At 59.8% G+C, this 20,779-nt stretch carries 23 protein-coding genes and 1 pseudogene; 13 read left to right on the top strand and 11 right to left on the bottom strand.

Annotation, left to right across the window (positions count from 1 at the left end):
* Nucleotides 1–993 precede the first annotated feature (993 nt).
* Together IFT71_RS19485 and IFT71_RS19480 are read right to left on the bottom strand one after the other, a co-directional pair.
* The gene (locus IFT71_RS19485; RefSeq protein WP_192143048.1) at nucleotides 994–1,518 is read right to left on the bottom strand and encodes a CAP domain-containing protein; all 525 of its coding nucleotides are present in this window, start codon (nucleotides 1,516–1,518) and stop codon (nucleotides 994–996) included.
* A 162-nt stretch (nucleotides 1,519–1,680) separates the two neighbouring features.
* A complete protein-coding gene (locus tag IFT71_RS19480) occupies nucleotides 1,681–2,121 on the bottom strand; it encodes a L,D-transpeptidase family protein (RefSeq protein WP_244655067.1) in 441 nt (146 codons plus the stop codon).
* A gap of 1,114 nt (nucleotides 2,122–3,235) precedes the next feature.
* Between IFT71_RS19480 and IFT71_RS19475 the strand changes: the two are divergent.
* A pseudogene (locus IFT71_RS19475) lies at nucleotides 3,236–3,851 on the top strand (integrase core domain-containing protein); the annotation flags it as partial.
* Nucleotides 3,852–4,172: 321 nt separating this feature from the next.
* Complete coding sequence (locus IFT71_RS19470; protein WP_206757469.1) at nucleotides 4,173–5,006, top strand: GGDEF domain-containing protein; 834 nt, start codon at nucleotides 4,173–4,175, stop codon at nucleotides 5,004–5,006.
* Nucleotides 5,007–5,224: 218 nt separating this feature from the next.
* Here the strand turns inward: IFT71_RS19470 and IFT71_RS19465 are convergent, their stop codons facing one another.
* From IFT71_RS19465 to IFT71_RS19450, 4 genes are read right to left on the bottom strand one after another with little or no spacing between them, the layout of a single operon-like run.
* Entirely contained in the window at nucleotides 5,225–5,482 is a 258-nt protein-coding gene (locus IFT71_RS19465) for a hypothetical protein (RefSeq protein ID WP_342212702.1), read from the bottom strand.
* A 33-nt stretch (nucleotides 5,483–5,515) separates the two neighbouring features.
* The gene (locus IFT71_RS19460) at nucleotides 5,516–8,779 is read right to left on the bottom strand and encodes an error-prone DNA polymerase (RefSeq protein WP_192143042.1); all 3,264 of its coding nucleotides are present in this window, start codon (nucleotides 8,777–8,779) and stop codon (nucleotides 5,516–5,518) included.
* Entirely contained in the window at nucleotides 8,776–10,560 is a 1,785-nt protein-coding gene (locus tag IFT71_RS19455; protein WP_244655066.1) for a DNA polymerase Y family protein, read from the bottom strand. Before IFT71_RS19455 ends, IFT71_RS19460 begins: the two co-directional genes overlap by 4 nt.
* Nucleotides 10,475–11,236, bottom strand: a complete 762-nt coding sequence (locus IFT71_RS19450; protein WP_192143070.1) for an ImuA family protein — start codon at nucleotides 11,234–11,236, stop codon at nucleotides 10,475–10,477. The genes IFT71_RS19455 and IFT71_RS19450 overlap by 86 nt, the downstream gene beginning before the upstream one ends.
* 195 nt (nucleotides 11,237–11,431) lie before the next feature.
* On the opposite strand from IFT71_RS19450, the gene IFT71_RS19445 reads away from it, so the two are divergent.
* Nucleotides 11,432–11,878 carry a hypothetical protein gene (locus tag IFT71_RS19445; RefSeq protein ID WP_031439173.1) on the top strand — a complete coding sequence of 149 codons (447 nt, stop codon included), beginning with the start codon at nucleotides 11,432–11,434 and terminating at the stop codon, nucleotides 11,876–11,878.
* Here IFT71_RS19445 and IFT71_RS19440 read toward each other — a convergent pair.
* Nucleotides 11,875–12,051 (bottom strand): hypothetical protein, encoded by a 177-nt coding sequence (locus IFT71_RS19440; protein WP_160172587.1) that lies wholly within the window; start codon nucleotides 12,049–12,051, stop codon nucleotides 11,875–11,877. The genes IFT71_RS19445 and IFT71_RS19440 overlap by 4 nt on opposite strands.
* Nucleotides 12,052–12,092: 41 nt before the next feature.
* Here IFT71_RS19440 and IFT71_RS19435 point away from each other — a divergent pair, with 41 nt between their 5' ends.
* From IFT71_RS19435 to IFT71_RS19420, 4 genes are read left to right on the top strand one after another with little or no spacing between them, the layout of a single operon-like run.
* Nucleotides 12,093–12,362, top strand: coding sequence for an HU family DNA-binding protein (locus tag IFT71_RS19435; protein ID WP_192143038.1), 270 nt, complete (start codon nucleotides 12,093–12,095; stop codon nucleotides 12,360–12,362).
* A 53-nt stretch (nucleotides 12,363–12,415) separates the two neighbouring features.
* Nucleotides 12,416–13,087 (top strand): SOS response-associated peptidase, encoded by a 672-nt coding sequence (locus tag IFT71_RS19430; RefSeq protein ID WP_320466669.1) that lies wholly within the window; start codon nucleotides 12,416–12,418, stop codon nucleotides 13,085–13,087.
* A 27-nt stretch (nucleotides 13,088–13,114) separates the two neighbouring features.
* Nucleotides 13,115–13,402, top strand: coding sequence for a hypothetical protein (locus IFT71_RS19425; protein ID WP_192143036.1), 288 nt, complete (start codon nucleotides 13,115–13,117; stop codon nucleotides 13,400–13,402).
* Nucleotides 13,403–13,407: 5 nt separating this feature from the next.
* Nucleotides 13,408–13,698: a DUF1488 family protein gene (locus tag IFT71_RS19420; protein WP_031439177.1), complete on the top strand. Its 291-nt coding sequence runs from the start codon at nucleotides 13,408–13,410 to the stop codon at nucleotides 13,696–13,698.
* 81 nt (nucleotides 13,699–13,779) lie between these two features.
* Here IFT71_RS19420 and IFT71_RS19415 read toward each other — a convergent pair whose 3' ends face one another.
* A complete protein-coding gene (locus tag IFT71_RS19415; RefSeq protein WP_192143034.1) occupies nucleotides 13,780–13,965 on the bottom strand; it encodes a hypothetical protein in 186 nt (61 codons plus the stop codon).
* 475 nt (nucleotides 13,966–14,440) lie between these two features.
* On the opposite strand from IFT71_RS19415, the gene IFT71_RS19410 reads away from it, so the two are divergent.
* The 4 genes from IFT71_RS19410 to IFT71_RS19395 all read left to right on the top strand — a co-directional run bounded on the left by IFT71_RS19410 (nucleotide 14,441) and on the right by IFT71_RS19395 (nucleotide 15,860).
* The gene (locus tag IFT71_RS19410) at nucleotides 14,441–14,806 is read left to right on the top strand and encodes an FKBP-type peptidyl-prolyl cis-trans isomerase (RefSeq protein WP_192143032.1); all 366 of its coding nucleotides are present in this window, start codon (nucleotides 14,441–14,443) and stop codon (nucleotides 14,804–14,806) included.
* Nucleotides 14,807–14,902: 96 nt separating this feature from the next.
* Nucleotides 14,903–15,100, top strand: a complete 198-nt coding sequence (locus IFT71_RS19405; protein WP_192143030.1) for a hypothetical protein — start codon at nucleotides 14,903–14,905, stop codon at nucleotides 15,098–15,100.
* Entirely contained in the window at nucleotides 15,097–15,327 is a 231-nt protein-coding gene (locus IFT71_RS19400) for a hypothetical protein (RefSeq protein WP_152555351.1), read from the top strand. The genes IFT71_RS19405 and IFT71_RS19400 overlap by 4 nt, the downstream gene beginning before the upstream one ends.
* 47 nt (nucleotides 15,328–15,374) lie before the next feature.
* Nucleotides 15,375–15,860, top strand: a complete 486-nt coding sequence (locus tag IFT71_RS19395) for a hypothetical protein (RefSeq protein WP_192143028.1) — start codon at nucleotides 15,375–15,377, stop codon at nucleotides 15,858–15,860.
* A 96-nt stretch (nucleotides 15,861–15,956) separates the two neighbouring features.
* Here IFT71_RS19395 and IFT71_RS19390 read toward each other — a convergent pair whose 3' ends face one another.
* Nucleotides 15,957–17,054 (bottom strand): site-specific integrase, encoded by a 1,098-nt coding sequence (locus IFT71_RS19390; protein ID WP_192143026.1) that lies wholly within the window; start codon nucleotides 17,052–17,054, stop codon nucleotides 15,957–15,959.
* A 420-nt stretch (nucleotides 17,055–17,474) separates the two neighbouring features.
* Here IFT71_RS19390 and IFT71_RS19385 point away from each other — a divergent pair, with 420 nt between their 5' ends.
* Together IFT71_RS19385 and IFT71_RS19380 are read left to right on the top strand one after the other, a co-directional pair.
* Nucleotides 17,475–17,756: a type II toxin-antitoxin system Phd/YefM family antitoxin gene (locus IFT71_RS19385; protein ID WP_192143024.1), complete on the top strand. Its 282-nt coding sequence runs from the start codon at nucleotides 17,475–17,477 to the stop codon at nucleotides 17,754–17,756.
* Nucleotides 17,665–18,150 (top strand): type II toxin-antitoxin system PemK/MazF family toxin, encoded by a 486-nt coding sequence (locus IFT71_RS19380; protein ID WP_244655065.1) that lies wholly within the window; start codon nucleotides 17,665–17,667, stop codon nucleotides 18,148–18,150. Before IFT71_RS19385 ends, IFT71_RS19380 begins: the two co-directional genes overlap by 92 nt.
* Nucleotides 18,151–18,750: 600 nt before the next feature.
* On the opposite strand, the gene IFT71_RS19375 is transcribed toward IFT71_RS19380, so the two are convergent.
* Nucleotides 18,751–20,046: a DNA cytosine methyltransferase gene (locus IFT71_RS19375; protein ID WP_192143022.1), complete on the bottom strand. Its 1,296-nt coding sequence runs from the start codon at nucleotides 20,044–20,046 to the stop codon at nucleotides 18,751–18,753.
* Between the two features lie 9 nt (nucleotides 20,047–20,055).
* A complete protein-coding gene (locus IFT71_RS19370; RefSeq protein ID WP_192143020.1) occupies nucleotides 20,056–20,769 on the bottom strand; it encodes a DUF6339 family protein in 714 nt (237 codons plus the stop codon).
* Between the last annotated feature and the right edge of the window lie 10 nt (nucleotides 20,770–20,779).

The following is a 20,779-nucleotide window of genomic DNA, read 5'->3' as shown; positions in this document are numbered from 1 at the left end:
AAACGAGATAGAATCAGCCGCAGCTAAGCGGGTCGGTGGGCAGCCGCGTGCTTGGTAGTTTCCGGCTTCTCCCAACACGGCAGTGATGATCTTTGCAAACTGTGACGAGGTATTCCCGATCAGCTTTGTGATCGAGCGAAAGTCTGCGCCAGCAGGTAGCTTAGATGGCGTAAAACACCTGTTTGTCGAACACCCGTGATTGAAGTGAGGCTTCGACACATCTGCCCGCTGGACCGCTATGATTGGTAAACACGCGACGGACAGATCGTGAAAGACGTAGAGGGCGCAATAATCGTCGTGGTCGACGTGGGGGAGGCGTAGACGGGCACGTGACAAATGAAAAATAGCAAACGGCAAACGGCAAACGTTGAGCTATATGACTACGAGGTACAGGAGAGTGTTTTATCTAGACCTACGGGCTTGAAAGTCGCAAATTGTTACAAATAAGTCGCCGGGTGTTATGCCTAGTTTCTGGGAGCGACGACTTACCGCCTGCTTAAAGCGCATTATGGCGCCAACCGGCGAAGAGTTTTGTTCCAACGTTCGAAAGCACTTCAGCGCGGCGGGTGACAATCGCCCTTTGATCATTCGGGCGTCTGGCAAAACTACGCCCGGAATACCGTCCGTGACGAGTTCGATTTCAAAGGTGCCGTCGTCATTTACCATCCCGATGACCTCAATCGGTGTTGTCGCCCTTTTCGCTCGGCGCAAGTTCGGGTCAAGGCAGCATGGCCATACCATCGAGTAATGTCGCTGTATCGCATGCCGATCATGACGATGAGGTTTAGGAGGCGACGTCGCATTTGCTCTTCATATATAAGCCTCGAATGACTGCAAGTAAGCGTTCTGCTGTTGCAAATAATAGACCTTTTGCCGAAAACAGTTCACGCGCACGATCTGTAAAGAGGTGACGCGCCAAAGGTGGTTCAGGCCGCTTCAATTAATATTCGCGCCGCGCTGCTCAAATGAACCGAGACACCTCTATGCTTGCCCTCAGAACGGCTTCTCGCCAAAGTAGTTTCCAGCGCTGTTGTATCGACAGACGAGAACGTCTTCGCGCACTCCGGTAGCCTCGGCGCATCCGACCTCGTGCGTGTCACGCCACATCAACTGTGTGTAGTGGCCTACGTCCCCGATCCTGCCGGTGACGCTATTATCAGGAAACAACCCAGGCTTATAATGCCGCTTTTCTCTCACCCAAGCCTCTACACGAGCCTCGAGAGGATAGTAACCTTTCGTTCCCGCCCAGAGGTTTTCCCCCTGTGGATCGGACGGCAATTCCGGCGCGTGCTCGAATGCTCCCGTTGCGGCGAGATGATCGGCCCAACGCTGCGCCGACTGCGCCAACCCGGCATTCCAGCGCAAAGGCGCGATGCCGAGCGCCGCTCTCTCCCGATTGTGCACCGTAAGGATACGGACGTCGAAGATTGAAGCCAAGCTGGTTGCGCCGATCAGAAACGGCGAGGATAGAAATAGTACAGCAACTGCCGCCTTTGAGAGTAACAGTCTGCCCGGCATAATGTCGAATGCTCCGTTAAGTAACGGACGTTGGCACGGCATTCTATCGGGAAGGTTGCTATGTTCGGTTAGCAATGCGTTAAGTAAGATCGCTTCCTCGAGCTTCACTTCAGCTGCGGGGACTTGAGGGTTTGGCTTATAACAGCCTATCTTGAGGCCGGGTTAAACGATTACCACCTGATCCCCTCGGCGCATTTGCCCGTAGAGAAGTTTGGCGAAAGCGAGCGGAACGCCGATGCAACCGTGTGTCGCAGAGCCTTCGCGGACGTTGCTGGCATGGATGGCGACGCCATCTTCGGTGAGCCGCAACATAAAGGGCATTTGAGCATCATAAAGCGTCGACCGGTGAGTTCGTGCCTTGAAGAGGACCGGGAAGATGCCGGTTGGTGTTGGCTTGCCGTCAGTCCCATAAAGGATGACCGTCGTACCGATCTCATGACCGACTCTAAATACGGATAGAGTCTGATGCCCGAGGTCGATGCGCACCCAAGTCAATCCCGCTGGAGTTCCAACTTCGTCCCAAACATAGTCACCGAACATCATCGGCTTTTTGATATTTAGCACGCTGCGGACGACGCGCTTCTCGCCATTCGGTAGCAACAACTCGCGGTAGCTCGTTGCAGGGTAAAGTATACGCGAACTCGGTTCCGTTACGGCGTTAAACGACCGAATGGGTTCTTGGACCTTAGGCTCGGAGCAACCGCCAACAATCGACAATATATAAATGAAGCACAGAGCGATGCGACCCAATGGCATGGGCCTCGACAAAAGTGCGAACTTGGAAATTGCCACCACCGTCACCGAACTTGAGCTGGCGGTCGCCCTTTGCGCCGTGCGGCACGTAAAGCTGAACCGATACTAAAAAACCCAACCAGCATCACGAGCCATTGCGACGGCTCTGGTACGCTGGATACGGGTACACCGCCGGAGCTACCGCTTCCGCCGCCAAGGAACGGGCCGAATAAAGGCGTGATCAATAACGGCGGGCCGAAGTTTAAGCCGTTTGCTGGCACTAAAGGGTTGAAAAAAGACTCAGCCGGTAACGCTACAGTCACGTCGAGGCTTGGAAAGTTGGTTGGCAAGTCAATAAATGGTCTCCATCGAACATTGGAGAGCACACGTTCTTTCGGTATCCGATTAGCCGGGATGCGAGGAACGCCCCTCGCGGCCTTCGTTTGGATTAAAGCGCCGGAACTTCTTTGGCCAGGAGAGCGTAGCGCAAGTAAATCCAAGGGGTCTGCTAGGACAGCCGCGATCGCTTCCCGCGTAGGACCGGGGGTCATGGCGAAAAATCCGGCCGCGGCAGCTAGAGACGCTAATAACAAGGCGCACCATGTGCGCCACGATCTCTTTTTCGCCTGCAGTTGCTTCTTACGAAACTTTTTCATATCCCCCCCCCCGGTTGATATATACATTAACCATAACATGATGCTTTTCGCATTGAAAAACAACGACGTTAGAAGGGCATCAAGATAACCGGGGCAGATTGGCCGGCGGTCAGCCCTTTGCGAGCCGACCTTCAGGTGAAGTCAAATCATTTGAGGGTCTGTTCCGCTCGGGCTACGCCCGCCCGATTCTGTTAGAGAGGCAGGGTCGGCAGCGGGCAAGCCCGTGTTTTGAAACAACTGGGTGCGCGTGAAGCCTCAGGCGGGTGCCGTCTCAGTCCGTGTTGGGATCAACTTAGCCATTCTGCGGAGGCTCTGGGGAGCAGTTTAGCTACCCTATCGGTTTCTTCCACGCGGATATCGCTGAGGTGCAGACCGCCGAGGGCAAGGCTCTCCTGCGGTCGTCAGAGGGCTCTGCCTGTTCGTCGGCATCGACCGCACCAGCAAGTTCGCGGTCACTCAACACGTCGACAAGCCTGATCAACGGACAGCGTGAGAGTTCCTGGAACACCTGCTGAAAGCCGCCCTACCGCATTCACACGATCCTGACCGACAATCCTATCCTGAAAGAAGTCGAAGGGGCATCTAGTTCGCCGAGCAACCACGCAACCGCGACACCGCCTGGTCGCGCCAAATGCGCTTTCACGTGATCTGCTAAGCCAATGACATTGAGCACCGGCTTACCAAGCCGAACCATCCTTGGACCAACGGTCAGGTCACGCGGGTGATCCGCACGATTAAGGAAGCGACCGTCAAACGCTTTCACTACGAGAGCCACGAGCAGTTGCGGGTGCACCTCGCCGACTTCATGGCGGCCTTTTATTTCGGGCGCCGGCGAAGACGCTCAGTGGCCTTACGCCTTACGAATACACCGCTAAAGTCTGGACGTCAGACCCAGATAAGTTCATCGTCGATCCGATCCACCAGATGCTGGGACTAAACGCCTAGTTCAGCGGCGCTTTCACGATCAACATGGAACGGTGATCGCATCGTTGCTCAAGAAGGATTGGCCCGAGTCACAAAGCGAACGGGTAGCGGCCGTCTGCTCGTTTCCATGTGCCCGGTGGCTAGCCCCCTCGTTCCGCACCGCAGTTAACGAGATCGCCGGAGCTGCATCACCGTGCTAGTATATATGATCACGGGCCATGTAAAGGCGTCCGTGACCATGCGAGTTGGGGACGGGAAATGCGCCGAACAATATCCTCGACTTCGAGAAGTCTTCAATCGCAGTTGACCCCATTGGAGCTCGCGCTCCGCAAGTCGGCCGACTTGAACCGTTCGGTAGCTGCCGTCGGACTGTCGATAATTTGGGTAATCGTGTTCGTCCTGGACGGATCCACCGGACCGCACTTTTCGCTGAATACGGTCTATCTGCTGCCACTGTGCTTTACCGTATGGTGTCTCGGCCGGATCGCAGGGTTACTGTCGGGTCTGATGGGGGTGGCTGTAACCCTGTATCTCAATGGCTTTGGAGACGGCCTCTCCGCCCAGGCGTCAACCGTTCCGACTGCAACCGCTATCTGGAATGCAGGTGCGAGATCCGTCGCGGTACTCTTCATCATTCTGTTCGTAAGCGCGTTCCGGCGAACCTTCGATCGGGAACGTGCGACAGCAAGCATCGATCCCCTCACCGGCCTCGGTAATCGACGATCCTTTCGGGTCGAATGCGCTCGCCTGGAGTTAGCCAGTGCGCGTGATGATCGGATCCTTTTGTGTGGCGTAATCGACGTCGACGACTTTAAGTCAGTAAACGACCAACACGGCCATGCGGCCGGTGATGAGGTTTTACGCGTTGTAGCGACAGCGCTTGGCTCCGCAGTTCGCCCCTACGACATCACAGCACGTCTGGGGGGAGACGAATTCGCCTTCTGTCTCGCAGTTCGTGACCAAGCTTCTGCCGAGAGAAAAAGCGGTAAGATCCACCGCGCTATCATGGCGGCGCTTCAATCAACCGACGTGTCGGCAACCTGTAGCTTGGGGGCGGCAACAGGGACCGATTTCACAGCCACATTGCTGACTGCCGATCAAACCATGTACCGTGCCAAGCAAGGGGGAAAGAGTTCGTGGAGGTTTAATAGCGCGCAAACATTAGGTCATCGGTAGCATCTGCGTCGCAAAACACATGATTTTCGATGGCACCCCTGAAGTGCTGGACGCAGCCAATAATCGAGGGCCAGGGTGCGCGACAAACCCTGTCGCTTTGTCTCACTAGTCGGAAACCCGATTTTGGAGGTTTTCCGTCATTGCCTATCGTTAGCGAAAAACTGGAGCCGTTCTGTGTACCGCCCGCCCCTCGTGCTTCGCCTGGTTCATAGCGCCGGTCACGGCGGCGTGATTTCCTCGTAGCAGCCGGCCCGACGGAGCTGGCGAACGATCCCGTTAAACGCGGCTGTGACGCCTTGGGCACGACCAATCTCATTGTCCTGTGCGGCCGCGTCCCAGAACAAGGTAAGCGGCCATTTCTCGGGGCAATGCGGCAGCAGGCAACGAAGAGCGAGGCGGATCTCCGGCACATCAACGCGGACGTCAGAGCAGCGGGTGACGCCGGTGCGCAAAATATGCACGGACAGCGCGATCACGACACGCTGATGCCTCGGCAAATTCGACACCGATCAATGGAAGTCATGCGACTTGAACCGCACGACCTCCTCCGGATCCATACCGTCCGCGTGGGGTGGCCAGTATTGGTTGCGTGGTTCAGGATTCCATCCTTTGTCGCCACGATCGGGCGAGCCCGGATGTTGCACGGCATCGCTACGCCCGGTCCGGTGCGGAAACGACATGTCACCAACGCGGTGGAGGAGGTCGCCATGGTCGACGATCCGGCTGCAGATCACATGGATGATCTCGCCTTCCTTTTGAACCTGCCCCTTCATGCCGACCATCGACGCCGACATAATCGTCCGGCGTTGTGCCTCGAAACGGTCGGGCCAGAGGATGCCGTTGGCGATGCCCGTTTCGTCCTCGATCGTGATGAACAGCACGCCCTTGGCGGAGCCGGGCTTCTGACGGACCAGGACAATGCCGGCGACCTCGACGTATCGGCCATCCCGAATGTTGGCGAGATCGGCGCATTTGGTGACGCCGCGCCTAGTCAACTCGTCGCGCACGAACTTCAGCGGATGCGCGCGAAGCGAGAGCTGCAGCGCCCGGTAATCTTCGATCACCTCTCGGCCGTCGGTCAGCGGCCGCAGTGCGACGTCTGGCTCGAGGCCTTCCGCGCTGAAGGTTTCGGCCGATCGATCAGCTGCCGCGAAAAGCGGTAGCGGAGCCTCACCGAGCCCCCTTACCTTCCAAAGTCCTTGCCGACGATCGACGCTGAAGCCGTGGAAGGCATCGCCGTCAGCCAGCTTTTCGATCGCGGCGCGCTGCACGCCAGACCGTCGCCAGACGTCCTCGACGCTCTCGAAGGGTGTGATCGTACGCGCGCCAACGATCTTCGCGCCATCAGCGTTCGACAGGCCGCGGATTTGGCGAAGGCCGAGCCGCACGGCAAGGTAGCGCCCGCCTGTCTTCTCCAGCGTGCAGTCCCAGCGGCTGGCGTTGACACATGGCGGCTGCACCTCGACGCCGTGGTCGCGCGCATCGCGCACGATTTGCGCCGGCGCGTAAAAGCCCATCGGCTGCGCGTTCATCAGCGCGGCGCAGAACACGTCGGGGTGATGATGCTTCATCCACGATGACGCGTAGGAGATCTTGGCGAATGAAGCCGCGTGGCTTTCGGGGAAGCCGTAGCTGCCGAAGCCCTCGAGCTGGCGGAACGTCCGCTCGGCGAACTCCCGCGGGTAGCCGCGTTCGACCATGCCCTCGATCAGCTTCTCGCTGAAGTGCGAGACACCTCCGGTGAACTTGAACGTCGCCATGGCGCGGCGCAGCTGGTCCGCCTCGGCCGCGGTAAAGCCCGCACCGACGATGGCGACCTTCATCGCTTGTTCCTGGAAAAGAGGAACACCAAGCGTCTTCTCGAGCACCGCGCGCAGCTCTGGCCGGGGATATTCCGGCTTCTCGAGTCCCTCGCGTCGGCGAAGGTACGGATGGACCATGTCGCCTTGGATCGGTCCTGGCCGGACGATCGCTACCTGGATCACGAGGTCGTAGAAGCGCCGTGGTTTCATCCGTGGCAGCATCGACATCTGCGCGCGGCTTTCGATTTGGAAGGTCCCAAGCGTGTCCGCCTTCGAAATCATGGCGTAGACGTCCGGGTCGTCGTCCTGCAGGTCCGCCAGCCCGACGCGTAGCCCCTTGTCCGCCTCGAGCATGTTGAAGGCGCGGTTCATGCAGCCGAGCATGCCCAGGCCGAGAACGTCGACCTTCATGAATTTCAGCGCATCGATGTCGTCCTTGTCCCATTCGATAATCTGCCGGTCTTCCATCGCGGCTGGCTCGATCGGCACCAGGTCATCAAGACGATCATGGGTCAGAACAAACCCGCCCGGGTGCTGGGACATGTGCCGCGGCACACCGATCAATTTTCGGGCAAGCTCAAGCGTAAGGCGGAGCCGGCGATCGCCAATGTCGAGGTTGAGCTCCTCGACTTGCTTCTCGCCTACGCCGTCGGCCGACCAGCCCCAGACAAGCCCCGCCAATGACGAGGTAAGATCCTCCGGCAGACCAAGCACCTTGCCAACGTCCCGCACCGCACCCCGCGCGCGGTAGCGCGTCACGACGGCCGTCAGCGCGGAGTGGTTGCGACCGTAGGTTTCGTAGATCCACTGAATGATCTCTTCGCGGCGCTCATGCTCGAAGTCGACGTCGATGTCGGGTGGCTCGCGGCGCTCCCCTGACACAAACCTTTCGAACAGCAGCTCATGCTTGATCGGATCGATCGAGGTCACGCCAAGCACGAAACAGACGCACGAGTTGGCGGCGGAGCCTCGCCCCTGACACAGGATCCCGCGCCGGCGTGCTTCCCGCACGATCGCGTAGACGGTCAGAAAGTATGGCGCGTAGCCGAGCTCGCCAATCAGCCGCATTTCGTGCGTTATCTGGTCGGTATAGGCCTGCGGCACGTCGTCATCGAACATGCGCTCGACCGCTTCTGTGGCCAGCTTCTGGAGCGCTTCCTGGGCCGTCAAACCATCGATCAGCTTCTCATGCGGGTATTGATACTGAAGCTCGCCAAGATTGAAGGTGCAGATCCGCGCAATGTCGACACTCGCCTGCAGTGCGTCGGGATAAGCGCGGAAGCGCCTGACCATCTCATCGGGAGATTTCAGCGCGCGATCGGCGTTCACCTCGCGGCGATAGCCAAGCTCGTCGACGGTGCATTTCTCGCGCACCGCGGTCACCACGTCCTGCAGCAGCCGCGCTTCAGGAGCATGGTAGAGCACGTCGCCAGTCACAACCGCGCGCACTGCCGCTCCGCCAGCCTGTCGCGCCAGCGCATCGATGCGGACCGCGTCCCCTGGCCGGCGCCGTTGGAACAGCGCCATGTAGCCCCGACGCCCATAGATGGCCTTCAGATCCTTCAGCGCAGCAAGGTTCTCTTCGTCCGCCTCATGCGGAAGCAGAATTGCGACGACGCCTTCAGACCATGGTTCCAGATCGTGCCAGTGCAGCAGGCAACCGCCCTTGCCCGCCCGCTTCTTTCCGACGGTCAGCAATCGGGTGATCCGCGACCAGGCCGGGCGATCCGTTGGGTAAAGCAGCAGGCGACGGCCACACGATAGATCGATGCGCGTGCCCGCAATCGAGCGGACGCCAGTGGCTTTCTGCGCCTCCCATGCGCGCACGACGCCAGCGACCGTGCCGATGTCGCTGACCCCGATCGCCGGGTAGCCAAGCACGGCAGCGGCCGCGAACAGCTCGTCCGGACTGGACGCCCCGCGCAGGAGCGAGAAGTGCGTCAGCACCTGAAGCTCGACATAGTGGGTCATCCGAAGACCCCGTGCATCCACCAGGACAGGTCGCCGGTGTCGTCCTCAAAACCGTCGCCACGACGGAATACCCAGTAGCGACCGCCAGTCTCGTCCTCGACGCGGTAATAGTCGCGGACCGCCCACACCTCCGCATCACGCCGCCACCATTCGCCATGAACGCGTTCGGGACCGTCGCCGCCAACCACCCTGTACGTCGTGCCGCGCCACTCGAAGCGACGCGGAGGTTGGTCGGGCATCAGGGCGATCACGCGATGCAGTGGCTCTGGATGCGCGAAGAGGCGGATCGGCCGCTTCCACTCCGGCCATGTTCCCGGCAGCTCGTTGGGATCGGATTTGACCGCGGCGCGCTCCGGGACATGGCTTTCGACGGGAGCGATGCGGAAGACCGAGTGCATCCCGATTCTGCCTGCGATCAGGTCGACCAGGCGTGCGGGGTCGCGCACCAGCGTCTCGCCGGCGAGGACGGCGCCGAGATCAACCGCGTCGAGCGGCTCTGTGTGCGGCGCCACCATTTGAAACTGCTCGAGCCCCATGCCGGGATCGATGCGCTCGATCCGCAGCTTCAGCAGCCGCAGGAGGTGAGACACCTCCCGTGTCGGTCGGGATGTACCGACCGCGACAATTTGCTCGGTGCCATCGACGCGCATTCCCGTCAGGCGGAGCGAGCGTGCGCCAACCCCTTTTGCCTGCAGCAGCACGACAAGATCGCCCAAGAGGTCACCCATGACCTGTTCGATCGCCTCAGCCGTGCTGATCGGCTCCAGTAGCCGGCGTTCGACCGCCGGGACCTCGATGTCCTCTCGTGGGGTGATTGGCTCTGCGACACCGCCGAGGGCCTGATCGAGGCGTGTGATCGTCGGCAGTCCGAGACGGCGCGCAAGGGGTCCTCGCGCGACCGGCAGGAGATCCGCGATCCGCTCGAAACCGAATTTGCGCGCGGCGGTCAACGCCGTTGGCGTCAGGCGCAACGCGGCGATCGGCAATGGGCTGAGCGCCTCGACCGTACCGTGCGGCTCTATGCGAGTAAGATCGGCTTTGCCAAAACGGGCCAGCGCATGGGCGGCCCCCGGCGTATCGGCGACCGCGACGCGCGCGGTGAAGCCTGCACGACGGCAGAAGGCGAGCAGACGACGGCAGAACCGCTCTTCTCCGCCGTGGAGGTGGTCACAGCCAGCAAGATCAATCCAAAGACCATCAGCCGGTGTGACAGCCGCGATCGGCGACCAGCGCCTTACTGCGAGCAGCGCAAGGCGATCGAGTAGCGCAGCATCGGCTTCCGGCTCGACCGGACGGAAGTCTAGACCGGACACCAGCGCGCGGGCGTGGGTGGCGGCCATACCGGGATGGATGCCGAGCGCCTGCGCGCCGGTGCAGGCAGCGACTACCTCTTCGCGCCGGCCGACCTTGCCAACGAGAGCGAGCGGCGCGTGCTGGACAGGGGTCATAACTGGCGTGGCGAGCCGCAATGCAGGCGCCTGCCCCTTGTACGGTTGGCTTGCCGCTTCCGATCGCCTGCCGAGCTCCCGCATTGGCGGTTGCGCGTGGACGGGGAGCGACGCGATCTGCGCCTCGACCTCTTCGCGCGACTGGGCACTGGTTCGCGCCCAGCGGGCACCGGGGCGCCAACCGCCGCCCCGCGGTACCGAACAGGCACCCGGGTCGTCGTCGACCGGCAGTTGCAGGGCGGGCCGCTCAGGCGGCCACGTAGCGGGCCGTTCCAACCGTCTCAGCCGCTCGATGGCTAAGTTCGGCAGGAACAGCGAGACGACCCGTCTCATCGCTGCCCTCCACTATCAGGGAAAACCCCTCACCGCCGCGTTGCCGCGCCAGCTCGACCAACCATCTCGCTCGCCCTACACCCGCGACCTCCAGCCGCGCCGAAGGCGCGGAGCCGATCCGCCAGCGCGTCCACGCAGCGGATGGTTCGCAGAAAGGATCCTGGTCACGGCCACGTCGGCGACGCAGCAACAACACCGGAATGTCGGCTTCCGCCGCCACCAGCTGCAGGCGGCGGGTTGCAACCATCGACACCTTGCTCGCTTCTGCGATGATCGCCGATGGCGTCCCGTCGCGAACCGCGTCCTCGATTACGGCGAGCAACGCCGCGTCATCATAGGGCTGAGCATAGATGACATCTGACGAGGAAAGGCCTGCCTGAGCCAAAGCCGGCGCGTAGAGGTCGGTGCGGCACGTGGCCCACAAGACAGGACCGCTGGCATTGGCCGCTTCGCGCGCCGCAATGCCAGCAAGGAACAGTGTGGTTGCGGCATCATCCACCAATGATCCGCTACGCGCCGTCGCCTCGTGAAGCGCGCCGGCACGCAAGCCCCCAGCCCCAAGTCTGCTGTCGATCGCAGCTACGCCGAACGGCAGCACACGGTAGTCGGTGACCGGCGTGGCGATCGTCCGCAGGTGGGCAAGGCTGGTCGCAAGGGACTCGGGGGCGGGGGACATCATGGTCTAAGACTCTATTCGTTCCCTCTATGTTCCGTTACCAAGTCCTACATTGCAAGCGCTTTGATCGTCCCGATCCGGGCTGATGACCGGCCTTTCCCCTCGGCGTACGGAGGGGAACGAAAAAATACGAAGCGGCAACAAACGGCGAATTATTCGCTTTCGTTTGCCCGTTAGGTGACTCATAAAATCGTCATGCCGATCCGCCCTGAGAACCGCTGGCTCTACCCGATCGACTGGCGGCAGCTGTCGCAGACGGTTCGGTTCGACCGCGCCGGTGCCAAATGCGAGGGATGCGGCCGACCACATCTGCGCCGTGTGGTCCATCTCGGCGACGGACGTTGGTGGGATGCGGATGTCCGGTGCTGGCGGTCGGACCACGGCAAGCGTATTTCCATGAAAGCGGGGTTCGTGCTGGCGTCGATCCGGGTGACCTATGTCGTCCTGGCCTGCGCGCACCTCGATCACGATCCAGGCAACAGCGCGTCTTCGAACCTCAAGGCGTTATGTCAGCGCTGCCACATGATCCACGATGCAGCCGAGCATCGCTGGCAGCGCTGGTGGAATGTCTTTCGGCTCCGAGCCATCCGCGACCTCTACGAGGATCCTCGCGTCACGCGCGAACGCATCGCCAGCCGCTAGAGATCGATGTTGCGGGCCCGCATCGCTTCGGCTGTAAGGTCGGCGATCGGCCCCTGCCCTGAGGTGGCCTCATAGACTTCGGCGACATCGTGATCGGCAAGCTTATCGAGCATCAGCCGCACAGCCGCGACGCTCGAGTCGTCTAGTACGGTCTTTGTCTCGTCATTCGCCATGGCTAAGGTCCCGCCGGTGTTTCCAACGGAGAACGAATAAAATGAACGTAAGTGACCTGGCCAAGGGCGTCGCGGAAGCGACCGGATCGAACGAAGCCGATGCAAAGAAGGCGATCACCGCCGTATTCGACCAGATCGCGGCAGCAGCCGTGAAGGGCGAGGAGGTTTCGATTCCGGGTTTCGGCAAGTTCACCGTCAAGGACCGTCCAGAGCGCGACGGTCGCAACCCCGCGACCGGTGAAGCAATCAAGATCGCGGCCTCGAAGAAAGTTGCGTTCACGGCCGCCAAGGGGCTGAAGGACAAGATGTAAGACGTGTGCGCCGACGAGTAATCTTGTCGGCGCCAACCTGAAAGATAGGCTTCGTGTGCAACCGGTATCGTATGACGGCAAAAGAGGTCGACCTCGCGGTCACCTTCGGTATCCGGCCTCCTTATGAAAAGGACGAGGAATACCCCGTCGGTGACATCTTCCCGACGGGCAAGAAGACCCCATTCTACGGCAAGGTGATCGTGCAGGACGGCGTGGAGCGGAAGCTCGAGCGGATGGAATGGGGCGTGCCGACGCAGGTGCCCAGTGCCCGCGACCCTTCGGTTAAGCTTACGAAGTACGTGACGAACGTGCGAAACCTGAATTCCAGCTTCTGGCGATCGATGCTGACGACCCCGGCGCGACGCTGTCTCGTTCCGGTCACCGCCTTCTCGGAATATGGGTTGGCGCCCGGCGAAGACGGCAAGAAGCCGCTGCACTGGTTTGACGTGCCCAGCCGCCCAGTCTTTGCGTTTGCAGGCATCTGGCGCCCGACCGAGCGCGGCAATGCCTATGGCTTTCTCACGACTGAACCGAACGCTGTTGTGGCGCCCATCCACCCCAAGGCCATGCCGGTCATCCTGCACGACGACGATTACGATCGTTGGCTGACAGCGCCCTGGGACGAACTGAAGGACTTGGTCGCGCCCTACCCATCGCAGCTGATGCGCGTTGAGGGCACGGCATGGGCGGACGCGGACCATGCCCGATCGCCTGTGCTATTCTAGCCGTTGAACCCTGTAAGGTGACTGACAATGACAGAAGCGACATGGGGCGAAAGCGCCAAGACCCCGGACATTAACTGGCGCATGAGCGCGTCATTGGAAAACGTGCCCCGCGGTGACACCGATATCGCCGAAGTGACGAACCTCGAGCGAGCCGTGCGGGATTGGGTCAGGCTGGTTCCTGACCACAAAGAAGCGGCAACCTTGACCACGGATCATGCCGTTCAGATCGAAGGGGCTTCCAGTACGACGTTCACGGGCGAAGCCATCGCAGCGCTCGCTGAGCACCTGCCACCGACTCCAACCGAAGAGGAGTAATTACTATGGCGAAATCCAGCGTCCGGTTCGAGCGCGGTGACGGATATTGGGTGGCCGAGCGTGATAGCATCGGCTTCACCGGCACAACCGACTTTGGCCCCGTTGAGTTTCTGATAACGAGCGAAGCGTTGGCTGAAATGCTGAACCCGGAGTTGGAAGGGATTGACCCGGAAACCGCGGTCGAGGTTTTCATCGAGTTTGAAAGCGACATTCATCGCATCGCCCAGCGCGAATTTGTGAAACGCCTAGGTGGTGAGCCACCGATCCTGCTGACGACTTCAGATGTAGCGCTTTAGCGCCAAAGCACGTTTACAATTTAAGTGGGTCATTGGCCCAGAGCGGATTACGCTCCGGGCTCACTTCGACCACATGCCGCTTCAGTACAAGCCGCCCTCTTCTCGCTCCTCCGCTCCTTCCTTCTGTGCTTGCTCAAGATCGTCTGGCTTTTGTTTGTCAGCGATTGGCTTATCTTCAAGGGTATCTTCCAGCGCGTTGTTGCTGTCCGAAAGTTCGTTGACGTCGGTTTCAAGACCGGGTTCTTCGTCTTGCGGGGTAGTCACCATCGTCGCTCTCCTTCATCATACGAAACGATCCAGGAAACCGCTCGGTTGCGGACCGGCGGACATCACCCGGTGCCCTTCGGCGATCTCTCCCGTTACCGGCTCTGACGAATTGGATTGAGTGCACCTCAAGAGGGGTCTCGGTCCTGTTAACCCGTTCCCGGCTTTATCGCCCGCCAATTTTCCGGCGACAACGCCGGGATCGAACCGGTGGCGCGTCGTCCGTGGCCTGGATATAGCCCCGGAAATGAGCTTATCCCCACGTGCCTTGCACCGTCTCGTTAACGCCGTTGTCCTGCCGTTGCTGGCGGCACCGTTACCAGTCAGCGGGGCGACGCTTCACAAAGTGAAGTCGCGCGCTTCAGTACCTGCGCCGGTTAAGGCAAGCAGTGCCATCATCGCACTACCTCTGACCCCCATAGTACCAAAGGGGCAGCGTCTGTGTTCGGCACGCACGCCTACCGGGCTCGGATATACGATGCTGCGACCTGGATCTGGAGCGAAGCCCACCCAAGGCGATGTCTCGCTGGTGAACTACATTGGCTATCTGGCAACGACTGGGGCAGTGTTCGATCAGGGGATGCGGTCGCCATTGCCGGTCAACGGAGTGATCCCAGGCTTTTCTCAAGGATTGCAGATGTTAGCCAAGACTGGCGTCGCGCGGTTCTGTATTCCTGCGGCGATGGGCTATGGGTCGCAAGCGTCAGGCCCGATCCCCGCCAATTCCGATCTTGTGTTTCAGGTCGAGCTCCTGGACTTTAAAACGACAGCGCAGGTCGAGAGCATGAATAGGCCGCCAGCGACCGAAGCGCCTGCACAGAAGGATGCCATCCCACAGCCATAGTCGGGTCGGCTGCGTCTGGAGGTCCGATCCCAAGCCGCTTGATCGAGACGGCTGATCTCCCTGCCAATCCTGCGTCGACCCTGCTATCGATTGTGGATGCTCAAATCACGGATCAAGCGGCGTGCTGCCGTAGGTTGCCGCGCTGTCGATCGTCTCGCTGAGATCGAGGCGGCGGTTGCTGCACTTAAGGACGAGGACCTCCTCGATCTGGCGGATATATTCTCAAGCGATACGGTAACGCCGTTGAAGGAAATGGCGTCTGCCGAGATGGCGAAACGGAACATCAGCTTGTGACCGCACGTAATCAGACGGAGTCGGCCATCTATCGGGTAAAGCTTACGCCCTTGCCGATGGTTATCGACGCAGACGACCAGCCAGTGCCGAATTCACATGTCGTCGATATTCATTTTCCTGGCGATGCCATCGAAACGGCGCTCGGCAAGGTCAATACCATCGTCGGTCCTGGGGTAGCCAAGATTATAGTCGACGACACGACCTTCCGGGGCGTGGCGCTATGCTAGTTGCCGATGCCCGCTATGAAGCGGCTCGGTAAAAAGAGAGCGTAGCGATGAATTTGGGGAGCCTCCCGGAGTGGATTTCGGCCTTTGCAAACTTGGGTGTGCTTGTAATGGCGCTTACGCTGCTGCGCGGCGCACATGCTCGTGCTCGGAAATCGGAGTTGAGTCTGGCGACGGCCGAGGTCGAGCGGCGCCGGTCCATAACAAACCATGTCCTTGAAATTCTGGATGATGCTGGTGACGCGACGGCCGAGGTGCTGAGCGCGTTTAACATCGAGCAAGCCGATCATATCTATTACAAACACTATATGCGGTTTCAAACGGTGATCCGCGGGTCGGAACGGCGTATCGCGCGACTACAATCGTTCTCGGGTTTACCAGCTGATATCTACCTTCTCTCTGATAGACTTAGCGCAGCCCTTACGTCGCCTCGATTATCATCATCACTTGACGAAACTGCCATAGAGGTGATGAACGAACTTCAGCGTCACCTGAAGTCTATACGTGAAGACGTCGTACTCGGGGGGCGACCCTAAACAATATGCGACACCAAGGGTCTTTGGTGACGTCGTGGAAAGCACGAAGACGCCGTCGGTCATCGCCCCCGCGCGCCGCTCACAGGGCTGAGGCACTCACAAAAACCCCTCGCCGGCATGTTCGCGGAAGCGCTCATGATCGCGCACGTAATCGGCGACCATGTCGATCGAGGCATGCCGGCTATGCTCACGCATCTTGAACAGATTGGCATTTTGCCGCCCCGCCTCGGTCAGGAACCCAGCCCGCAGCGAGTGGCCGGAGAATAAGGCCTCCGGATAGCCCGCGGATCGGGCAGCGGCTTTCACGACAAGCGCCACACCCTGCGCGCTCATCGGCTGCTCGGTGAGTCGCCCTTGCGGCGTCAGCTTGCGAAACACCGGACCGCTGTCGATCGCGGCTTTCTCAAGCCAGGCGCGATAATGCCGGACGGGCTCGAGGCGCCGACCATCGGGGATGGCGACACTATGCCCCCTGCCCTCCTGGTCGGTCTTCGACGTTGGAACGCGGACCAGCAACCCGCGCGTATCGTCCGACACCCGACCGACGGTAATCGCTACTAGCTCGGAGCGACGAAACGCGCCCGCCATCCCGATCGCCAACAGGGCCCGATCACGATACGACCGGAGACCCTCGCCATCGATCGTCCGCAGCATGTCACGCAACACGTCACCATCCGCAGGGCGCTTCTTACCTGACGGATCATCGCGCTTGTCGCGCCGGATGGCACGCATGGCTTTTTCCAGCCGCGCGCCGTCTGGCTGTTGCGTCGGCGGGTCGAACCCTGCGGCGCGGTGCGCAAAGACGATTGCCGAGAGCCGTCGACCGATCGTCGAACGCCCTAACGGCTTGGCCAACGCCTCGCGCCCTCCCCGCGCCCGATGCGGCGTCCGTGGGGCGAACCCGCGCTCGGCGAGCAAGGTCAGGAATGCAGCAACGATCGCCGGCGTCGCGGGCAACGAGCAATAGCCGCTCTCCTCACACCAGGCGCAAAAGAGCCGCCAGTCGGATTGGTAGGCACGCAACGTCGCTTCCGCCGACGCACGAGCGACATAGCCATCGACCCGCTCGCGATCATCCGGTGCGAGATCGGGTAGGTATGCGGCGAGCGCGCTGACTTGATCGGCCACGACGAGGTCGCCGACCAGGCTCATGTCATTTTCGGCATCGTGTGACACGTCGGTGCGCTCGATCATCAAAATACGTCGGTTGCCACGTTTTGCGGCACCTGACGGGTACGCGAACGTTCGATTTGAGGCCAGCCTGTTTATAGCGGGAATGCATTTTATCGCTAGAATGATTTGCCGGCTTGTCTATTGTTTCCACAATTTCATGATTTACCGTAATCATAGATTTCTACCACTTCTCCCCGTTTTCCGTATCTTGACGGTTATGCCTATTTTGGCTACCTGCAAGGTATTCCAGCCTTTTAAGCTGGGATCGTTCCAAGTGAGCTTTCGGGAAGTAACGGATTCAAAAAGAGAGCCCCGGCAGGATTGAGAACCACCCCACGGATACGAACGGCCCGAGCAAGGGCTGGATGATGTGGCGGACGATAGGCTGTTCCCGGACAGGCGATGGTAACAGGTCAAGCACCCGAGGAAGGAGCGCCGCATATGGCGAAGAGCATGGAAGTCGTCCCATCGGGCGAGCTACAAAAGCAGTTCGGCCGCTACTCCGATGAGGCGATGATCCGCCCGGTCGGGGTCAGCCGCAACGGGCGTGTGCGCTTCGTCATGGTTCCTGTCGATGAATATGAACGCCTGCGCCGTCGCGAACGGGTCGCCGGGCGTGTGGAGGATATTGATGACGAAACCCTCGAAGCCATCCGTGCCGTCGAGCCAGGGCGCGGGTCCGAAGCCGCCGAAAAAAGGCTCAACGCTGCCGCAACCGGGTGAAGTCCTCAACTACAGCTACCTGTGGGAATATGAGTACGTTAAAGGTCGCGATGAAGGTATAAAGGACCGGCCCGTCGCCGTCGTTCTCGTTACCCGTCTCAGGGATGGGATTGATCAGGTGCACGTCGTGCCGCTGACTACCCAGGCCCCTACCCGCGATCAGTTGGCGATCGAAGTGCCCGAAGCGGTGCGGCGTGATCTCGGCCTGTCGGGCGATCGGTCGTGGGTCATGATTACTGAGTGGAACCGGTTTGCTTGGCCGGGCTACGACATCCGAACGATCCCGGCGCGCGAACCCGCCATCAGTTATGGCTACCTACCGGCGAGCTTCTTTCGGCGCGTCCGCGATGCGATTGTGGCCGCTGGCATCGGCCGTCCAGTGGATCGCGACTGACGCAACTGCCGGTGACCGAAATTAAACGTCCATCGCCCTCGCACTTTGTGCTTTCGACGACACTACCGCCCGATGGCTACGGACATCATGTCAGACCCACATTCGGCCGCTTGCCGCGCTTTGCCCCCTCCCCAGCTTCGGACGCTCATTCACCTTCACTGCCACCGCCAACTCTGCAGATTGTCCGCTAGTTTGACAGTTTAACGCGCTCACTATGACTGCCTTCTAAGAAGACTCAACTTTTATTCCGGTCTGTGGATCGGCGCCCAAATCGAGACCCCGCTCTGAGGGAGACAACCATCTATAAAGCTTTGAGAAATATCGCTATGAAGGGGTCCCGATCGGCGCCGATTGGAACCCCCTGCCTCGGTAAGGATTCGACGCACGATCAATAGCTTGGCAAAGATCTACCGGGGTCCCGCTTTGGACGCCGATCCACAGCCGGGGGGATCGCAGGCAATACGCTCAAGGACGTCATGCTGAAAAAGGAAGGCTCTGCTCACGCTGCCGGCTGAACTCTTGGCAGCCGGCCGACATCTAGACCAGAGATGATTGCCGGCCGGGTAAGATCACGAGCGCGTACGAACCAATTTCAAGCAGTTACGCCGCATTCTTGAGCTGAATTCGGCTGACTTCTTGAACTGCTGCCAGCGCGGATAAAGCCGCAGTGTATCCCAAGATCGGATGGACCGCATCTCCGATCCACTTCGCGAGATTTTTACGCTTTAAAGGGAGGTCATCCGGCGCAAAATCGAACCAGTCCGGGAAGCCTTGGATCCGTGATGCTTCTCTGGGCGTGATTACCCGGCGCTTCAACGAATGTACGTATCGGCCCTGACCTGGTGTTCCGAAGCCGGTAGTAATGGTCGGAGACGGCCTGTTCCAGTGAAGTCGACCATACACAGCTGTATAAGTCGTACCGTTCTTATGACAGTCGGGACGCTGATCGTCCGGCAGATCGTATAGATCGTGATCGAACAGATAATCGATGCGTGCTAGATTTACGGGCGTCAGCGACGGTGACGTATCCAGCAAACCCGGCGCATCGCGATCCAACAAATCGCCGATAGCCCATGACAGCGGCATCGCGGGCGCAAACAGCCGTTTGCTCGATTTGGATAGGTAATCCGGATCCAGTTGCCGTCCCTTCACCGCCAGTAGGAAGTGTCGTGAACGCCGCTGTGCAGCTCCAAGTTCGTCGGCTTTCAAAATCGCCATCGATACGCCGTACCCAGACGATTTCAGCAGGCCAACCGCAGTCGCGACGACGTCCGAGTGGGAGTTCTGAACGGTCGGAACGTTCTCAAGCAGAATCATCTCCGAGCCGAGCGCTACTCCGAGCGCTACGGCGGTTACGTATAGATCGTTTCGCGGATCCTGCCGCCTCGTATGGTTGTTGAGATTGGAATGACCTTGGCATGGGGGGCCAGCGATGAACATGTCGACAGTCCCGAGCCTGCGCAGATCGGTATGCACAATCTCAGGGTCGTAACCGAAAGTGGCGGCGCCCCCAGTGTCTACAACGTGAAAGTCGACGAGCGACGCTACGCTCGTCGCGAGGTGTTTCCGAGCACCCAGATTGTGCCGATGAATGTGGACAGCCGTGGCGTCGGTATCGACAATGGCAGCAAAATCGACCCTTCGACCTACCGCCTCCGCGGCGAGAACCACGCCTAGCCCAAGACCGCCGGACCCACAAAATGCGTCGACTACCTTCAGGGGACGTGAATCTTGCCGTTCTTCGGCTTTGCTACCCCTCAATACGGATTGCCAAAACGCTGCTTCATCGGTCAGCTCCGGGTCGGCGACGTCTGCGACCGCGGTTTCATGTATCACTTCGTCGAGGCGAACCTTGCGTGTGATCCTGTGTCCGACCCGTTGGAACGACTGTTGCAAATTCAAATCTCACTGACTGCTTTGGGCGAGCCGATCCCACTCGGATTCGATGAACTGCCCGGCTCGGGCTTCGGTCATTACCTCAAACATCAGGTTGGATCGAGCCCTCTTGAGCTGTTTCGCCAGATCTCGAATTTCGTCGATCTTCAACCTTGGTTTGCGTTTCGTTTTTGCAGGAAACTGGAATTCCAGCAGCGCGCGCGCAAAAATTCGAACGTCTCCATATCCCTGACGGAACACGTGGCTTCGCCAAAAGTCGATATCTCCGAACCGTGCCAAGGCATATTTGTCCTTCGCGGTACTGTCGAACGCGATCTCCGCACGAAGCCAAAGTCGATAAAGTAGGTTCTCCCCCGCTCCCCCGATCCCGAAATTCTGAGGGTTTCTCTTCCCCTGATAGCGGCGGTCGATTACTTCCTCGCAGTGAGTGACCGCTAGCCAGATCCAGAATTCTGCGTTCGCCAACGCCGGGTGGAGCGGAAGCAATTTATGGATTTCTGGCGCTGCTACCGCTTCGTAGACGCCTCCGTCGGGCTTTGATTTGACTGGATATTGGTCGAGAAGTGCGAGCAGTTTGGCAGCCACTTCCTCGCCGATAGTGTCCCAATCTTCATCGGGACCATCGTCCGCAGAACGTGCAGTCGGCAGCGATGATTTGCCGGTCGCATCGACCGCGACAAGGTATGGCCGAGCTTCTGCCTTGCTCAAAATCGGGTAGGGCATTTGCGTTGTC

It is taken from the genome of Sphingomonas sp. CFBP 13733 (genome assembly GCF_014841795.1).
Lineage (GTDB): Bacteria > Pseudomonadota > Alphaproteobacteria > Sphingomonadales > Sphingomonadaceae > Sphingomonas > Sphingomonas aerolata.
This window is presented reverse-complemented; position numbering and strand designations above follow the sequence as displayed.

Coding starts and splice junctions, on each gene's coding strand:
- IFT71_RS19485 (WP_192143048.1), bottom strand. CDS start 1,518: ATGCCGGGCAGACTGTTACTCTCAAAGGCGGCAGTTGCTGTACTATTT.
- IFT71_RS19460 (WP_192143042.1), bottom strand. CDS start 8,779: ATGACCCACTATGTCGAGCTTCAGGTGCTGACGCACTTCTCGCTCCTG.
- IFT71_RS19455 (WP_244655066.1), bottom strand. CDS start 10,560: ATGAGACGGGTCGTCTCGCTGTTCCTGCCGAACTTAGCCATCGAGCGG.
- IFT71_RS19450 (WP_192143070.1), bottom strand. CDS start 11,236: ATGTCCCCCGCCCCCGAGTCCCTTGCGACCAGCCTTGCCCACCTGCGG.
- IFT71_RS19445 (WP_031439173.1), top strand. CDS start 11,432: ATGCCGATCCGCCCTGAGAACCGCTGGCTCTACCCGATCGACTGGCGG.
- IFT71_RS19440 (WP_160172587.1), bottom strand. CDS start 12,051: ATGGCGAATGACGAGACAAAGACCGTACTAGACGACTCGAGCGTCGCG.
- IFT71_RS19435 (WP_192143038.1), top strand. CDS start 12,093: ATGAACGTAAGTGACCTGGCCAAGGGCGTCGCGGAAGCGACCGGATCG.
- IFT71_RS19425 (WP_192143036.1), top strand. CDS start 13,115: ATGACAGAAGCGACATGGGGCGAAAGCGCCAAGACCCCGGACATTAAC.
- IFT71_RS19420 (WP_031439177.1), top strand. CDS start 13,408: ATGGCGAAATCCAGCGTCCGGTTCGAGCGCGGTGACGGATATTGGGTG.
- IFT71_RS19415 (WP_192143034.1), bottom strand. CDS start 13,965: ATGGTGACTACCCCGCAAGACGAAGAACCCGGTCTTGAAACCGACGTC.
- IFT71_RS19410 (WP_192143032.1), top strand. CDS start 14,441: ATGCTGCGACCTGGATCTGGAGCGAAGCCCACCCAAGGCGATGTCTCG.
- IFT71_RS19405 (WP_192143030.1), top strand. CDS start 14,903: ATGCTCAAATCACGGATCAAGCGGCGTGCTGCCGTAGGTTGCCGCGCT.
- IFT71_RS19395 (WP_192143028.1), top strand. CDS start 15,375: ATGAATTTGGGGAGCCTCCCGGAGTGGATTTCGGCCTTTGCAAACTTG.
- IFT71_RS19390 (WP_192143026.1), bottom strand. CDS start 17,054: ATGATCGAGCGCACCGACGTGTCACACGATGCCGAAAATGACATGAGC.
- IFT71_RS19385 (WP_192143024.1), top strand. CDS start 17,475: ATGGCGAAGAGCATGGAAGTCGTCCCATCGGGCGAGCTACAAAAGCAG.
- IFT71_RS19380 (WP_244655065.1), top strand. CDS start 17,665: ATGACGAAACCCTCGAAGCCATCCGTGCCGTCGAGCCAGGGCGCGGGT.
- IFT71_RS19370 (WP_192143020.1), bottom strand. CDS start 20,769: ATGCCCTACCCGATTTTGAGCAAGGCAGAAGCTCGGCCATACCTTGTC.